Raw genomic sequence first — 17067 nt, 5'->3', positions numbered from 1 at the left:
ACCCATTGTCCACGCTTGGAAGAGTGCAGAAAAAAACAAACAAAATCAATGTTGAGTTCCCGATCGCCTACTTCGAAGGAAACCTCATTTTTAATCATAACAAAGAAGTCTGGGCTATCTACGAACTGAACTCCTATATCTACGATCATCTCAGTGACCAGCAAAAACTAGATCGACTCTTAACACAAACAGCTTCACTAAACATGCTCACAGACCGATTCCATATCCTTTGGCTACCCAAGACCCATGATATTCATGAACATCATGAAAACCTCAGAAATAAAAGGGTATCCGGTCCACTAAAAAGCAGAGCGCTTGGAATCATTGATATGATGGAAGATTATCTTATTGGAAATTACAATGCCGTTGATGGAGCAAACAACGCCGACTACAAAGCATACCTAGTTGTCTATCTTCCTAGCAGCGATAGTAAAGATTTGGCCGAAGAACTGGGTACACTCGCCATTGAACTTAAAAAGTTCGTCCTAAATCCAAAGAGAGCTATTGAGAATTTTGCAGGTTTAAACGATCCTGAAATTTTTGAACATGAATACTTAAGTTATCAATCCAAGGAACGACAGATTTTCGAACGACTATCTCGTCGATTAAAGATTAAGCGAGGTACAGAAGCAACAACAGAATGGCTGATCCGTCGGAATTTCTGGTGGGGAATTGCCGAACCTCCAATGCGTTCAACCGAAAAGGATCCTTGGTCTCCAAAAAAGACGAAAGGTATGAAGCAGGGAAAACGATCTTTCTTATATGACTCGCGACAAGTTCTTACCCTCACCGAGGCTGACATCGATACCAGTCATCCGCGGCGTATAACGATGACACAACTTCATGAGGGTATCGATAAATCCATTCACCATGCGTACCTTTCACTGTCAGATTTACCGGAAAACATGGATATGCCGGGGAGCGAATGGCTCTATAGTGCAGCAACCCTCCCATTCCCAGTATCTATGAGTATCAAGGTAGACATTCTGGAAGCAAGAGACGCGCTTAAGAAATTGAGCCGTAAGCGAATGGACATAGACAACCAGGTGAAAAACATCCATGAAGCACGAGCTACAGTTCCAGTAGATCTTCAAGAAAAACAAGAAAATGCCATGTATCTGGAAGATGAATACAAGAAACGTAAGAATCCTACCTTCATCACCCAAGTTACCTATGGGCTCTATCATACTGACCTTGAATTGTTAAAGAGTAACGTCTCCATATTGACGGACCACTACCGTGATTTCGGAAATATACAGGTTGAACTACCCAGCGGCGATCAATGGCTGTTGTTTAACGACTTCATACCGGGTTCCCCTAAATATGTCACCGACTATATACATCGGATCCCCCCAGAATTCTTAGCTGCAGGCATGGTGGGAGCTACACAGGAACTTGGTGATGGTAAAGGACTATACATTGGTACAACCGGTTCATTGGAACATCCCGTATATTTGGACCCGGCTAACGCCAGTCAAGAAAACCGAAGTCCTAGTATGACCGTTACAGGTACATTAGGGGGCGGTAAGTCTGTTACTGCAAACCTACTTGGATATCAGAATGCGATTCTGGGGGGCAAAACGCTCATTTTTGACCCGAAAGGGGAGAGATCCAACTGGCCTGACGATCTACCGGAGCTTGCCGGTCAAATCCAAGTTGCCACCCTATCTACAGAAAAAGAAGACATGGGTAAACTTGATCCATTCGTCATGCTTGACGATATTGAAACGGCTAAAGAGGCAGCTGTCGAAATTTTGGCATACCTGTCTTCTACGAAAACGAACTCTGTGGAGTATAGCTATATCTCCCAAGCTGTGAATATTGTGGCCAAAGAGCCCGATCCCTATCTCGCAAAAACCATATCCGTCCTTTACGGAATGGGTGCTACTAAACCCCAGGCTATGATTCTGGCTGAGATATTAGAAAGCTTCGAGACCCTTTCATTTGCGAAATTGTTGTTTGGGACCGGGGGAGAATCTACGATCAAAATGGATTACTCCATCAACATTATTCAAATTCAAAACCTCAAATTGCCCTCTCCTGAAAAAGCCCAAGAGAACTACTCCTTGGCTGAAAAAATGAGTGTGGCATTGATGTTTGCGATTGCCCGATTCACCCACAAGTTCATATATCATGATACCTCCATCTTCAAATTTGTCTTAATGGATGAAGCGTGGGCCTTGCTGGGAACCGAAGCGGGTAAAGCATTGGCGGATACTATTGTCCGTACCGGCCGAAGCCTCAATGGTGGTGCCGTGTTCATTACTCAAAATGCCACGGATGTTGCTGGAGATCTGGCAGGGAATATCGGTGTCAAGTTTGCATTTCGTGACCAAGACAGCGACAAAATTAAAAACACTCTTGCCTATTTCGGCTTAGAAGCTACTCAGCAGAACATTGATATGATACGAAATCTAGAAAATGGCCAGTGTTTGATGCAGGACCTTTACGGGCGTATTGGTCTAGTCCACATTGATGTCGTATTCCAGCACTTGTTTGATTGCTTCGATACCCGTCCTCATGCCAAAGAGGAAGAGCAAGCTCAGGAAGAAAACGCCAATGTGCTGCAGCGTTTCCAAAATTATTATGATGAAGAGTACGGTGAGGAGGAAGCAGTCATTGAGGAGGAACAAAAAGTTAAAGCGTAGCTTTACGTGGCTTCATCACCCGAAATGGCTCTCCTTGGGGATGGCTTTAATCATCCTGTTCACCAGCTTGCTAAACAGTAACGTTGTAATGGCAGATTCGTTGGATGAAATGATTCCCCAAGATAGTCAATCAGAAGCCAATTATAACAAGTATGGTGTATCACACTACTCTTTCCAAACCGTTGCAAAGGACCGTCATTTTTGGCAAGTCGGTGCGAAAGCACAGGATGGGATAGTCCGTGCTTTTGATGCCATGTTGTCCATGGTTTTCTTGGCCAATGTAATGATTGCCAAATTTACGAACTACGTTATCCGAGAAGCTTTCACCTTTAGCTTTATGGACGAGCTAATTGATGCGATCGGGGAAATGATTCAGAACATTACCGGTATAAAGAATGGCATGATTACTTCCGGGAGCTTCTGGGACACCATGGGTGGCATGCTCGTCATGATCACAGTAGGGTACATTCTTTATCTTATGGCTCGTGGACGTATTATCGATGGTTTTTCCCAAGCCGTCAGCTTTGTCTTAGCGCTATTAGTATCCATCGCATTCTTTTCTCAAGCAGCGACGTTTCTAAAATTCTCGAATAGCCTAGTTACTTCCATAGGAGATTCCATTTATGTTTCTCTTGCAAAAACCACCGGATTAAAAACGAATGCTCAAGATGGGGTTACCATCATTTCCGAGCAGGTATGGGAAGAGCTCGTATTACGTCCATACACAATGCTTCAGTTCGATGACAGCAAAATCGGAGAGAAAGACCCTCAACTCCTGGATAAAGTGCTCACGACTGCAGCATTTTCAGATGAACGTGAGGAAGCGCTAAAAGAAGCTGTAACCAAGTATCCCAAAGTGGAACAGGAACGTTCGGCCTCGCAAGCCATTATTGTTCTGTTTAACTTGCTCTTTTCAATCGTTATATTAGGTCTTTTCTCGTTTTGGGCCATATCCACCGTATTTATGCGCCTTAAGACACTTATTCATGCCGCCATAATGTCTATCACTCTACTAGCCTCGTTGCTTCCTGGTAGAGAGGCAGGTGTATCCGTTCTTCGAACTCAGTTCATTAAATTGATTGGTACCCTCATTATGACGGCTATGACAATGATCTTCTTACACTTCTCATTGGTATTTGGCCATTTGGTATACGAAATTGTTGCTGTGAAAAGCAATAAAGGCTGGTTTGCCGGCATGTTTATGGAAGCCATCGCCATCTTTATGGTATTTAAATACCGATCTGAAATTAATGGTGTGTTTAGTAGAGCAGCTGGTGTTATTCCTCAGATGCCAAAACAAAAATCGACTGTACTGGATAGCGTGCAACGGAACATTACCCGTTCTATCTATAACGGTGCAACAAACAAAGTAACAGGAATGTTTAATCGTAGGGAACATGAGGGGGTACCCCGATCCTTTAACCCAAGTTCTATTACCCGGGCCGACAACAACCTCAATGATGCAACATCTGCCAGTATGATGCTGCGTTACCAGCGTGAAAAACAAGCTGCAGAAGACGTTGCTGTAGAAAATGGTGAACCGGTTCAATACACGCCATTCGTGAACAAAGTCAATGAAAACCTTAGGAATGGAACAACTAACCCGTTCCGCGGGATGGACAAGGAATGGAAAGATGAAAAAACGCGGCTGAAGGAGATTAAGGACGATGGTGGGGATGTCAAACAAGCCATCTTGTCCCAAGGTGTTCGCGAAGATATGAATGATCAAGAGGTGGCAGCCACGGTATATGGCAATGAGAATGCCATTCGTAAGGCATCCACATTTATGGTTCAACGTCCGCAACGTGCCGTGGATCAGATGCAAAGGGTCAAATCGTTAAATCGAAACCGCAAATTGCAAACGGCCGTCGACGATTTTTGTATGATCCAACTGTTTGATCGGTACAAAGTAGAATACAAGCAAGCGGTAGATACCTCTAATATGACGGACCAACCGGTCCAACATACCGACTTTGTGAAAGAAATGAATGCTAGATTCAAAGAATCTGGTTTAAGCACGAATCAAAAGATCAACGATACGATGCTACTCCGGTCTGGGAGAGTTTCTATTGCTTCCAAATTCGAAGGAATGGAAGAATTCAAAACTTACAAAATGCAATTACTGCAAGCTAATGAAGCATTCCGGAAAGTTAACGTGCCTCAAGAAGGCATTGTTGCTCCTGGACCACAAGTCCGTGTGGCTGCTCCAGCCAATCCGAAGACCATTCTGAAGTCTTTACCACCAATGCCGAATAGCCAGATTCAGGCGACAGCACAGACGATGGAGCAGAAGGCCGCCGTATTACTGAATGTAAAACATTCAGTAGAGACACATTTTGCCCCAAAATCACTCAATTTCAATAACCAGGAATTGAAAGCAAAAATGGATGACTCTGTAGGTAGGCTCAAAGCAGGCATGCGGCCAGAGGATGTAAAAATCAACGTCGACGCTGAAACCAACCAGCGCGTAGCCGTTAAACTTAAAGGGAAGATCTCTACAGAAGTTACGGACGGGCTCCAAGGCGAACTTAAACATTTGAAAACAATGCAAAGGGCGAGAACTGCACCCGTTAACTCGACAGTAGAGAATGTTTCACAACAGATCCAACGAAAAGCTCGCTCAGCACGTACACAATCACTGAAAGCTAAACCATCCGGAGACGAGAGCTAATTTGATGTTTAAGGGAAGTGATTATCCTGACACCTGATACTACTCCTTCGCCTGGCGCAGGCGAAATGCTCAAAGAGCACATTAAGCAGCAGGTCAAAAACAAAGTCAATAAGAAAGCGAAGGAGATCATTGGTAAAACCTTGCTTAAATCCCCCGTGTTTTGGGGGATTATTCTCGGTGTTCTCGCATTCTTTTTAATCTTTTATACCCTAGCTGCAGCTGTTTCATCCGCACAAGAGGTTGCTGAGGAAACCCAGATTTTCGAGGGTATTCTTCCTCCAACCATATACGTACGAAATTTCGAGCAATCGATTACCAGTGATTTTGGGAAGCGCACACACCCCGTAACCGGAGTTGTTGAGTCATTCCATCAAGGAATTGATATCGGTATCCCGGTAGGAACTCCCGTCACCAACTCCTTCGATGGAATCGTGACTAAGGTTAGTTACCCCCGGACCACTGACCCGGATTCCACACAGAATGCTGGCATTTACGTGACCGTGGAAAGCACCAACCCTGAAATTGGGATGAGCAGCCGATACCTTCACCTTAGTAATGCACTTGTCACCACAGGACAACATGTTCGAGCAGGCGACATTATTGGTTTATCGGGTAACACAGGAAGATCCACCGGCCCTCACCTTCATTTTGAAATGATGCCGCAAGGGGAAGAGGCGATTGATCCTAAACCTTATGTGATGTTAATGTCCAAGGTAACGGAGACGGCAAGTATAGAAGCATTTGATATAGCAAAAAAAATCAAGTGGACAAACGAGAACACAGAAGGTTCGGATTTTGTTTCTAACAAAATGATGTACATCAGTAATGTGTATATGACCAGTGCAGCTCCAGGGTTTAGCGATCAGGCAACGACATACATTCGTGAACTTGTATCGGGAGGCACCAACGTTCTCGAGATTCTTGCACCTGATGGAAGTACCATTGAACCGGAAGAATCTCCTCCTGTTCAATTACCACCTGAAATTGGAGGTATGACCAACCCCTTCTTCATTTCTTACGCGGCTGCTGCCCAGGAAGAGGAACGGCGTAGTGGTGTGCCAGCCAGTATTACACTTGCTCAAGCAGCTTTGGAATCGGGATACGGGAAGAGAGCTATATGCAATAATATGTTTGGCATAAAAGCGAATAGTAGCTGGAAAGGGGCTACCTGTATGGCTACAACCCATGAGGAAATTGGCGGTGTAAGCGTGCAGATTCAAGCTAAATTTAGAGCATACAGTAGTCCTGCAGAGTCATTTGCCGATCATTCGAATTTCCTTCTGAAAAATAGCCGATACAAAAGGGCGTTACAGATGGAGAATCCTTTTGACTTCGCAAATGAACTGCAACGTGCAGGATATGCTACTGATAGTCAATATGCCAACAAATTGAAATCGATCATGATCGGCCAGAATCTAATCGCTTTAGATATGAACCGAGGTGTTGATCCAGTCACCGGGGAACCGTATGCAAGTAATCCATTCGGGAGTGGGCCAAGCTCGGGTTTAGTAGACTCGATTACGATCACATTTGGGTTAAGACAATACTACGGAACTCCTGCAACGCTAGGGAATTCAGACAGTCCTTTTAGAGACCCGGACAACGGAAATACGATTGTCAATTTGGAAAATTATAATCGTGTGGTAAACTTGGGATATGGGGATTTAAATCCTCCTAGAATCTATATGAAAGACATTCCGGAGGCTATAAGCGTCACTGTTAATTCATCCGATAAGGATGCTTTACTCGTAACTAATGTCCAGTATATAAAGGGGAAATACTGATGAGATCACAAACGGTCGATTTAAACTTTAATTTCTTCATGATGAACTTTGAGATTACATTCAACGGAGTCCGTGCCTGGTTAGAAATGGCCGGCCATCCCATGACAGATATAGAGCTGTTTCAATTGCTACTGTCCCCCGAACAACTCACAGAATCGGATGAGTCTGAAATTCTTCGTACGCTTATTTATCGGTATGAAGATGTTTTCTTTCAAGCCAATCGTCTCTCCATGAATGAAGATGTAGATGTACCGGTTACCGATACGGATGAACCCTTGCATCAATTGCTACTTCGCATACTCCAATACAAGACCCTTCACGGTGAGCAAAATGCACTTATTGAACTATATTTAATACTACAAAATGATAAAATTTCAGATGCCCCTTTGTATCCTTCACTACATGATTACTTCGGACTTCATTTATGATAATCGGAAGAGCCCCTAAAAAGGGGCTTTTTTGTTTCAACGGCATCAGATAAATGAATTATAATTCATTTATGATTCGAAGCTGAAAAGAGATTTTACAAGTTAATTCTAGTAATTATTATGCAACATTAATGGTTTTAATTAGGTGTTTATTGAAGTCTTATTTAGTATACTTGTCTTAAATTAGAACTTTAAAGAAGGAGAGATCACTTTTGAATTCTAGATTACTGGTTGATGCAACTGATTTAGTCCAATGGGCAGATAGACGCGACTCGCAATCTGTACTCCCTCAGCTTATTCGGAGTTTAATACTCTCAAGTAGTGACCATATTGAAAAGATTAGTTTTGCTGCAGGGGAAGGAGTAAGCCTAGGAGGTTGGGATGGCGTTACTATTGCGGAGGAAAGTGATAGTTTTGTCCCAAAAGGTACAACGGTGTGGGAAATGGGTGTAAACAGATCCGTCAAAGGAAAAGCGGATGACGATTATGAGAAACGAAGTCAGAATCCTTTATATATGATTCCCGCACAAACAACCTATATTTTTATCACACCAAGGCGATGGAGGGATAAAGAAATATGGACTGTCGAGAGGAAGAAAGAAGGAATTTGGAAGGACATACTAGTCTATGATGCTGATGATCTCGAAACATGGTTAAGACAAAACCCTACTGTTCATGTTTGGTTATCTATACTTTTGGGTAAGCACCCCCAGAATTGTACAGATTTGAATAGTTATTGGACAGATTGGTCAGAGGAAACTCAACCTAACATCTCACCAGAGATGGTTTTAGCTGGACGTGAGCATATAAAAACAGAAATAGTACATTGGCTAAAAAATGCACATGCCCCACTTAGAATACAAGCAGATACACGTGATGAAGCTATAGCTGTATTTGCTGCCTCCATTAGTCTACTTCCCAAAGTTGAAAAGGATTTTAATCTAACAAAGGCAATAGTTGTAAACACTCCAGAGGCGTGGACCTATCTATCATCTTCACAAAATCAACTAATACTTATTCCTGCATTTGATTCCGAAGGTTTAAGTCGTGCAATTAGGAACGGCCATCACATCATGATACCTTTGGGACGATCAGATAGTACAACGTCAGACACTATACAGATCCCTCGTCTTTCACGTGATAGAGTGACATCCATTCTTATCGACAAGGGATTAGATGAGCACCAATCACGTGAACTTGGACTTTTAGCTCGAAGAGGACTTACTACATTCCGTCGACGCACGGCGCTTAGTCCAGAGATCAGGCAGCCTTTATGGGCCCGGCCAGGTGAAGCGCGATCTTTGGTTCCACTTTTATTAGCAGGTGCTTGGAACGAAACAAAAGATGGTGATAAAGAGAGCCTTAATGAGTTAGCACAATGTCCATATGATGAGCTTAATGAAGTGCTAGTAAGATGGGCAAACGAGTCCGATCCTCCTATACGTCGTATAGGTCACGCATGGTACGTAATTTCAAAGGAGGATGCATGGTCACTTTTGATTCGTTCTATTACACCAGCTGATATTGATAAATTTAGAACCGTGGCTATTAAGGTTCTTAGCACAAGTGACCCTGCGTTTGAACTGCCTGTTGAGGAGCAATGGATGGCAGGGATCCTTGGTTATAACGCCAACTACTCAGGACTTTTTATACGCAATATAGCAGATACACTAGCATTTATGGGGTCAAGGGAAGATACTTTTCATAATGGTATTATCTCGTTGAGAGTTACTGCCTCCAATATTATTTATGAATTATTTAGTAATTTGAAGGGGAATTGGCGAGCATGGTCTACATTATCTTCTGTTCTCCCACTTCTAGCAGAAGCAGCACCGGCTCAGTTTCTTGAAGCACTGGAAAATGAAGTACTTAATGAGGATTCAATTTTAAAACTATTCAATGATCAAAAGGACTCTCGGTTTGGTTCTTCTCCACATACTGGGTTACTTTGGGCACTGGAGACACTCGCATGGAATCCAGAACACCTTGGTAGGGTCGCTTTTTTATTAGCTAGGCTAAGTAGAATAGATCCTGGTGGAAAATTATCCAATCGGCCTAATAATAGCCTTCGTGAGATATTTTTGACTTGGAATCCCAAAACTTCTGCTTCTATCGACCAGCGTATACAAATCTTAGAGATGATTATACAAAGAGAGCCGACCGTTGGCTGGGAATTATTATGCAGGTTACTACCAGAGTTTCATGGAGTTGGACGCAGCACGACCAAACCAAAATGGAGGGACTGGGCTCCAGATCAAAGGAGAGATGTCTTAATAGCAGAGTATGACAGAATGACACATGAGATTGTAAAGATTTTATTAGCAGAAGTAGGGGAGTCCGGTGAACGTTGGAATGAAATCATTCAATCTTTACCAATGTTACCTTTAGAGGACTTTGAACTTGTATTAGACGAACTTAATAGACTAGGTGATACTGGCATCGGTTCAGAAGATAAAGGGCTTATATGGAACTCACTCAGAAAAATAATATCAAAACATCGTTCATTTCCAGATGCAGACTGGGCTCTTCCTGCAAATTTTGTAGACCGTATAGAGGAAACTTTTAATAAATTCGAACCAGTCGAAACCTCCTCTCGTTTTAGTTGGCTCTTTAGCAATTCACCTGAATTGCCAGAGGGGCGTGAGAGGGAATGGGAAGAACGTTTGCAAAAGCTTCATGAAGCAAGAACATCTGCATTGACTAGTATTTATGAAAGAGGTGGAATTAAGGAAATTATTCACCTCTTAAATAATGTAGAGCAACCCTATCAGTTTGGTTCAACACTTGGGGAACTCCGCCTGATTGAAGAGGAAGAGGATAATCTTCTTTTAGAATACTTGGACTCTGCTGATAACAAACTGGCTCAATTTGCTCGTGGATATATGCTAGGTAGTATCAAGTGTCTTGGAAGTAGTTGGGCTCTAAAAAAATTGGAAATTCACAACAATTGGGAAGCGAATAAAAAAGCAGAGATTCTAATGTTCCTACCTGCTAATGAGAGTACTTGGAGTTTGCTCGGCAAACTAGGTGACGAGGTTGAAAAAAAATACTGGTCGCTAGTCTCTCCATATTCTATAAATGAGAAAGACTTAGAAACAGCCGTTACTAAGTATATACAATATGAATTGCTATTTTTGGCAATTGAATTACTAGCTCTTCAAAAAGAATATGCCAAACCTAATCAAATAACCGAGGCCTTGACAAAACTTCTCTCTCTATCTCCAAACGACAATTTACCATCCAATTCGTTCTCTTACCATATTTCTGAGTTGTTTAGTAAACTTGAGAGTTGTGAAGATATTGACGAGGGAGAATTAGCATCATTGGAGTGGGCATACTTACCTGTTCTAGATCAATATGGCCATACTCCTAAGCTTCTTCATCGCGAACTATCCCGTAACTCAAATTTTTTCTCAGAAGTAATATCGCTGGTTTATAACTCAGAAAATGAGGAGTTAAAAGAACCTACCGCCGGAGAGCTTCAGCGTGCATCACAAGGTGAAGACCTCTTAAAATCATGGCGTACTTTACCAGGATTAAAGGAAGATAATTCTGTTAATAAACAAGAGTTATTTGATTGGGCAAGCAACTCTCTTCAAGCGACTTTTGAATCCGGAAGAGGTAAGTATGGGGCTAGGTATATTGGTGAAATCTTAAGTGCATCTATTGTGGGAGAGGATGGAGGATGGCCTCACGAAGCTGTTCGGGATGTAATTGAACAATTTAGCAATAAAGATCTTGAATTAGCGTTTACTAGAGAATTGTATAACAGTAGGGGAGTTGTTACTAAACAGGTAAATGAGGGAGGGTTACAGGAAAAGAAACTTGCCGATAAATACAATGAGTACGCAAAAATTTCTGGTTCACGTTGGCCACGGACAACTGCACTACTCCGTTCTATCGCTGAAACATACAACAGAGAGGCTCAACAGGAAGATATGAGTGCCGAATTAAGAGAAGATTTAGATAACTAATGAATTATTAGGCCCGAGGTTAACTTGGGCCTTTTTATTTCCACAGGAATAAAGACTCGCAAGAGATCAAACGACTGGTATATTAATAAGCTTCCTAACTCATTTAAAGTTCTTTCCACCTTTCGACCCCGAAAACTGCTTATTTATCTTTATCTATACGCTTTTTACTCTTTTGACTTTTTTGTTCACGTTCTAATATCTTTGGCTCATAGAAGGTACGCATCACAATTTCATGAACCTTTATGTACCTACCCGTACTTTTTATCAGACCCATTTCCTCAAAAACCTTTAACTTTCCTAAATGGCGATCCTGTTTAATGGTCCCTGGACGTAGTCCCCACTTTGGCTCAGCTTCGTTTGTTACCATTACTTTGTCCATTGCTGACAAACAATTCGTACAGAGGGTCATATGAGTCGGCCGCATTCTGTTGTATTGATAATTCAACATCACTGGCTCCTCATGTTCCTTAATCCAGTTATTACACTCCGTACATTGCTTTTCCGTCTTCAAGAAGGTGAACCGTTCGAGCCGAAAACGTAAATCATTCAACTGGTGATTCAATAAGCTCTGCACTATATAGTTAATTTCTGACGGGAGATTTTCACTAATTTTTTTATAATCCTCGATGGTTCCTTCAAGATCATCAATCTTTTTCCGCATATCTTCAACGATGGACAATTTGATTCCTCCAAAACACTAATAATAGACTAATTCGTACTTTATTATATACTAATTCGGCTATTTATTTCATTCGGACACTTAAATATGTTCCTGGTGGGTGAGATAGTTCATGAAATTAATCGTTTATAACCTTTTTTCACACGGAGAAGTTAAACCCCACACTCCCTCTCAATAAACCCTTAGTAACAAGAGCCCTTTTAAATATTGATTCTATCCGTCAAGCCTCCTCAATTTATACAAAAGGTGCATAAGTAAAGAGTATTTAGGGAAAGTCTATCAATAATTGCGAATGGAGGGTGTATCATGATACTGAGTGAATTGGAAAATGTATTGAGATCCGGAATAAATGGGACGGATTTTACTTTACCTGTACGCGAGGAACTAAATTCAATTGCAATACCTAATGACCTTCAATTTCTTGATTTGCACGGGGTAACTTTAAGCGAAGCTTCACTTGAAGTATTCAACGAGAAAAGTATTGTTATTCGTGGATCCAGACAATTGGATATGGGTTCAGTCACCGTAACGCTCGAGTTTTTTCTTATAAATGATTCCCCTCAAATGACTTGTACCGTGAAATTTCTAACCGGATGGAACCCTTCTGGACTCTCATCCTGGCTAAACCACAGCCTATCACTAATACAAGCTTCCTTCACTCTAAATGATATTATTTTTGTGTTCGCTTCGGAAAATTCTTCTCCAGTACCTTCAGACATATCTAAAATTGCTCCTCAACTTGCCAGTCTTGATAAGGGAAGTCATCTGTTTGCTTCCTTAGACATCAACGGTGGGGTATTTTCAACTATTCAAAATTTCCTTGGAAATCTAACACCACTGTATTTCTTTGTACCTTGGACATCAAATGAATTCAATGGACCTATAGAAGCGCTCTTGCCATTTGAACTCCCATCTTCAGGCATAGTTAGGTTTGTAAACCCAAAAGTGAAAATCGGTTCAGACAACTTTGGAATTGAATTGCAACTTCAATTGGCAATGCAACAAGATATTTTATTACTTTCTGGAGGTAGTTCAGTTCATTCAGATAGTAATGTTTCATTTGAATTTTTGTTGATTGGTGTTCAAAAACCTGGTCAAACACCCTCAGAATCGTCAGAATGGGCAGATCCTTTCGGGTTTAACGGCTTTACCATCCGGAAATTTGGAGCACGAATTGAAGCAGGTAATCAAGGAACTGAATTAAGCATTTCCGGAGAAATTATGTTGGGAAATGAAGGAGATCCAGACACGATCATTCTTGCTGCAGGTGCAAGTTTTTTAATCGGGCAGGCTCCTAAAGCGCTAATGGCATCTATTCGAGAAGGATCTGATTCACCGGAAGGATTCCCACTATCTCGGTTTGTGGAATATTTCACGCGACTACCTGTCGGTAACTTTGTTCTTCTTCAACAAATTCGTATTCGAGAACTGAGCTTCTATATCGTCTCAGATCCAGAGGGCTTTAGCCCACCAACAGAACCAGAAAAAACATACTTTGGACTTGCTATGAAAGCGTCTGTTTCGTTGTTTGGTATTTCCTGTAAGGCCGCTTTAGAGTTCCAACAAAACAAGGGCTTGAAGGTAGAAGGTGAACTTGGAATCATTGAACTTGGGGAAGTCCTTCGGATTACAGATCATTCCGGTACGAGAGGACCCATTTTTATCGTTGATACAACTCAACCTAATGAAGCAACCGAAAATAACGGTTATGTGTACCTTTCAGCAACGGTATCGCTATTCGGTATATCTCAGGGAGTACTGATAAAAGCACTCGAGGATAGCTTTGTGTGTGTGCTTGACTTCAAGGTTGCTGGCATTTCAGATTTTCAATTTGCGTGCAAACTTAATAGTACAGAAAGCTTTGAAGGGAGGGCTAGCTTCTTCTTTGATTTCAGTTCACAAACAATTGAAATCAGGGCTTATGATCAGGTTGTTGCCTCTTTAAACTTAGGTTTCCATGTAATTGCGGATATGGCTGTTTCTATGAATCAACAGGCATTTTCTCTAGATCTCAGAGCGGGACTTAGGCTAATGGGTATTCCAGATATATCTATATCCCTAAACTACAATAGGCCTATTCCCAGCTTAACTACACTTCCTGAGGCAGTCCTGGATTCCATTCAAAAGCAGGCCGAGGAGGTATTCCTTACATCATTCAGGGATCCTAAAATACTCTTAGGACTTGCCGCAAATGGTACTCTTCAATTAGCCAGGGAGGCTGGTGATCTAATTAAAAACGTGTATAACAAATCTTTTGAGGAAGCAGCAAAGTTATTTCTTGATGTGGGGCTTGATTTAGAACAAACAACAACCGCCTTCGTCGAAGTATTTAAAATCGACCCTGCTGCTTTGGGCCAGAAACTAAAAGATATAGGGTATCCAATCCAAAAAATCGCCACTATCTGGCAGAAAGCTTCTAACAAGACTTCAGACCAGATGGTTCATGATATTCTAAATTTGGGTTTTCCATTTTTCGAAGCTGCGACTGCATTAAGAAGTCTAAATGTCGATCCTGATTTTTTCGGCAATGTGTTAGGTGAGCTCGATTTCACCGCTGAGGACATTGTGTCAGGTCTCAGAATTATGAACTGGCCTGGAAATAATGATGATGCTATCACTTTAAAGTTAAAACAATTGGAAAGACCAGCTCTAGAGATTGCTGAGGCATTTAAGAATCGGCTTGGCCTTGATGAAATAGAAGTTGGTAGAAAGCTAAAATCAGCTGATTTTAAGCTAGAGGATATTGCTAATGCACTTGTACGGGCTTGGGATATCGTTCCGGATAATATGTGGCGAATTTTATGGCAGTGTCAATATGACATACCGAGTATTAGTAAGGGCATTCAAATTGCGGCTATTTTCGATTTCCATAAAAGAGGAATACAAGATCTTGACCTATCTTTAACCCTTAACGCTGTGGGTAAAGCCTTAAAACAATACTATAATAATATGGATGATATTACCATTGGTATTGATAGTGCCTTTGATGTCCCTCGTGAAAGACTTGCCGTATTATTTCATGAGATTGGATTTCCAGATGATGCGATAGCTTTACAAGCCCGCCTAAAATGGAATTGGAACGCCCAGCATGTTTTCGATATATTTACGCAGCATATGGAAATCAATCCATCTGTTCTGGGGGAGATTTTGACTAAAGCCGATTTCCCAGACCGAAATTCAATATCAATGGGAGATGCACAAAGAACTTTAGGTGATATTATTTCGAGAGGTGGTGATATCCTTGGACTATAATTATCGAATATACGTGGAATTTCCGAAAGAACGCAACACTAAAGGACAACTAAAACTTACAGACTTTTCTGGCACATTGAAGTGGGGACCGGTAGACGCGCTTGGTCGTGGATCGAATTGTGAAGAGAACGGCAAAAATCATTCCAACTGGATGAACAAATATGCAGATATCCCTACTGGAGAATATGAGACTTCAATCGCAGATGCTGAGCCAGGCACTACATTCGGACCCAATAAAAGGGTTTCTCTTCACCCCGCTTTGAATGGAAATGCAAAACTTGCAGAAGAGGCAGGTCGAGATCAAATAATGATCCATGGCGGAGAGTTGGCAAAAGATCCTTCCACCCCATGGTATCCACTTAAACCGACATACGGATGTATCCGGCTCTTTGATACCGATCAAGAACAATTGATTAAGGAGATTGAGAAGCTTGGCGGTGGAAAAGGTATTATTACCATTACCGATGTGTGACCAGAAACATTTGGTAAATCAACAGGTTAGGGATAACTATTATCCCTAACCCCCCACAACCTCAATTAGATAGTATTATAATTGAATTATAAATATAATCCCCATCTAAATTCAGTGCAAATTCTAGACATAATTCTCTTCTCCTATTGTCGATTGTTTCCAATTCCTTTATACTGTGAATATTACGATTAACGATTAATTTTCTCGGCTGAAGTATTCAGCTGCAGACGGAGAATGTTGTCTACCAGACAACTCATAGAAAATTGCCTTGGAGTAAATAAGAGTATGGCTATTCGGTCATGCCTTTTTTAACATCCAGGGCTTTTTTGCGTTCATAAAAAATACTACCTAGGGGGCTACAGCATTGGATCACATGCAAAAATTTTGGTTGGATGAAATGGAACGAATTCTTAAAGGCGTTAATAAAATTGATGGGTACATCACAACGATTTCTCCTCACTATATCAATGACCGTTTAAACAATCCGGCTTATCCTAATCGGATCTATGACGAACTTGATATTGTATGGGCAATCGCTCATGGAAAAATCGTTGAAGGTTATGATTCAGGGGAAAAGGGTAGAAATCCTGAGCCTGAGCGAACCGTAATGGGGCCGGCTACATCCGGAGATTGGATTGTCATCATTGTGCTGATGAAAACAGATAAACGCTTCATCGTAAAAACAGTTTATCCTGTGAACAACAACCCAAGATATACGAAGTACATACCAGGGTCTTAGAAAACCTAACTCCTGGTAAAACCTTTGGAGAAAATGAAGTCTCATGATAAAATAAAGGTCATAGGAGGGATGCTGAATGAGCTCTCAATGTGACCGGTGTAAAAAGGAGATTATACAAATGACAACAACAAGCGAGCGCCCATTTAACGGTGGGACATTAATTGTTACGGATGTGCCTGTAACAAAATGTGGTTGTGAAGAAGAGGTGCCTCTTGCCGATAGTGCGTTGATGGCTGGCTATGCCAGAATGCTGACTACGCACAACATCGTCGGTAATGTTACCGTATCCCTGAACGAAATTGCGAAGAATTTTTCGCTTCAGGATTTCTTGCCACGTAACGCTGCTTTGTAGAACGTCAATTGAATCTGGAGATTAAAGGATACTGCCTGCGGCAGTGTCCTTTTTTTATTGCCTAAAAA

General features: G+C 41.6%; 10 protein-coding genes. 9 read left to right on the top strand and 1 reads right to left on the bottom strand.

Annotated elements, in window-relative coordinates; translation table 11 throughout:
• Nucleotides 1-5 precede the first annotated feature (5 nt).
• From QP794_RS24425 to QP794_RS24405, 5 genes are all read left to right on the top strand, one after another.
• Entirely contained in the window at nt 6-2648 is a 2643-nt protein-coding gene (locus QP794_RS24425; protein ID WP_285079343.1) for an ATP-binding protein, read from the top strand.
• Entirely contained in the window at nt 2620-5319 is a 2700-nt protein-coding gene (locus QP794_RS24420; protein WP_285079342.1) for a CD3337/EF1877 family mobilome membrane protein, read from the top strand. The genes QP794_RS24425 and QP794_RS24420 overlap by 29 nt, the downstream gene beginning before the upstream one ends.
• A gap of 17 nt (nt 5320-5336) precedes the next feature.
• Nucleotides 5337-7103 (top strand): glucosaminidase domain-containing protein, encoded by a 1767-nt coding sequence (locus tag QP794_RS24415; protein ID WP_285079341.1) that lies wholly within the window; start codon nt 5337-5339, stop codon nt 7101-7103.
• Nucleotides 7103-7531 (top strand): hypothetical protein, encoded by a 429-nt coding sequence (locus QP794_RS24410; protein ID WP_285079340.1) that lies wholly within the window; start codon nt 7103-7105, stop codon nt 7529-7531. Before QP794_RS24415 ends, QP794_RS24410 begins: the two co-directional genes overlap by 1 nt.
• A 212-nt stretch (nt 7532-7743) precedes the next feature.
• Nucleotides 7744-11505, top strand: coding sequence for a hypothetical protein (locus QP794_RS24405; protein ID WP_285079338.1), 3762 nt, complete (start codon nt 7744-7746; stop codon nt 11503-11505).
• A 139-nt stretch (nt 11506-11644) separates the two neighbouring features.
• Here the strand turns inward: QP794_RS24405 and QP794_RS24400 are convergent, their stop codons facing one another.
• A complete protein-coding gene (locus tag QP794_RS24400; RefSeq protein WP_285079337.1) occupies nt 11645-12184 on the bottom strand; it encodes a hypothetical protein in 540 nt (179 codons plus the stop codon).
• 306 nt (nt 12185-12490) lie between these two features.
• On the opposite strand from QP794_RS24400, the gene QP794_RS24395 reads away from it, so the two are divergent.
• The 4 genes from QP794_RS24395 (at nt 12491) to QP794_RS24380 (ending at nt 16999) form a co-directional block, all read left to right on the top strand.
• A complete protein-coding gene (locus QP794_RS24395; protein ID WP_285079335.1) occupies nt 12491-15436 on the top strand; it encodes a hypothetical protein in 2946 nt (981 codons plus the stop codon).
• A gap of 13 nt (nt 15437-15449) precedes the next feature.
• Nucleotides 15450-15908: a L,D-transpeptidase gene (locus tag QP794_RS24390; RefSeq protein ID WP_285079334.1), complete on the top strand. Its 459-nt coding sequence runs from the start codon at nt 15450-15452 to the stop codon at nt 15906-15908.
• A gap of 373 nt (nt 15909-16281) precedes the next feature.
• Complete coding sequence (locus QP794_RS24385; RefSeq protein ID WP_285079378.1) at nt 16282-16647, top strand: DUF4258 domain-containing protein; 366 nt, start codon at nt 16282-16284, stop codon at nt 16645-16647.
• A 118-nt stretch (nt 16648-16765) separates the two neighbouring features.
• On the top strand, nt 16766-16999 hold the full coding sequence (locus QP794_RS24380; protein WP_285079333.1) for a hypothetical protein: 234 nt from the start codon (nt 16766-16768) through the stop codon (nt 16997-16999).
• The last annotated feature ends 68 nt before the right edge of the window (nt 17000-17067 follow it).

Source organism: Paenibacillus sp. UMB7766-LJ446, assembly GCF_030226665.1.
GTDB classification, from domain to species: Bacteria; Bacillota; Bacilli; order Paenibacillales; family Paenibacillaceae; genus Paenibacillus; species Paenibacillus vandeheii.
The sequence above is the reverse complement of the archived record's forward strand: the minus strand, read 5'-3'. Positions and strand labels throughout refer to the sequence as shown.

Bases quoted from the DNA above. Each gene is read 5' to 3' on its own strand.
- QP794_RS24410 (WP_285079340.1), top strand. From the start codon at position 7,103: ATGAGATCACAAACGGTCGATTTAAACTTTAATTTCTTCATGATGAAC.
- QP794_RS24395 (WP_285079335.1), top strand. From the start codon at position 12,491: ATGATACTGAGTGAATTGGAAAATGTATTGAGATCCGGAATAAATGGG.
- QP794_RS24385 (WP_285079378.1), top strand. From the start codon at position 16,282: ATGCAAAAATTTTGGTTGGATGAAATGGAACGAATTCTTAAAGGCGTT.
- QP794_RS24380 (WP_285079333.1), top strand. From the start codon at position 16,766: ATGACAACAACAAGCGAGCGCCCATTTAACGGTGGGACATTAATTGTT.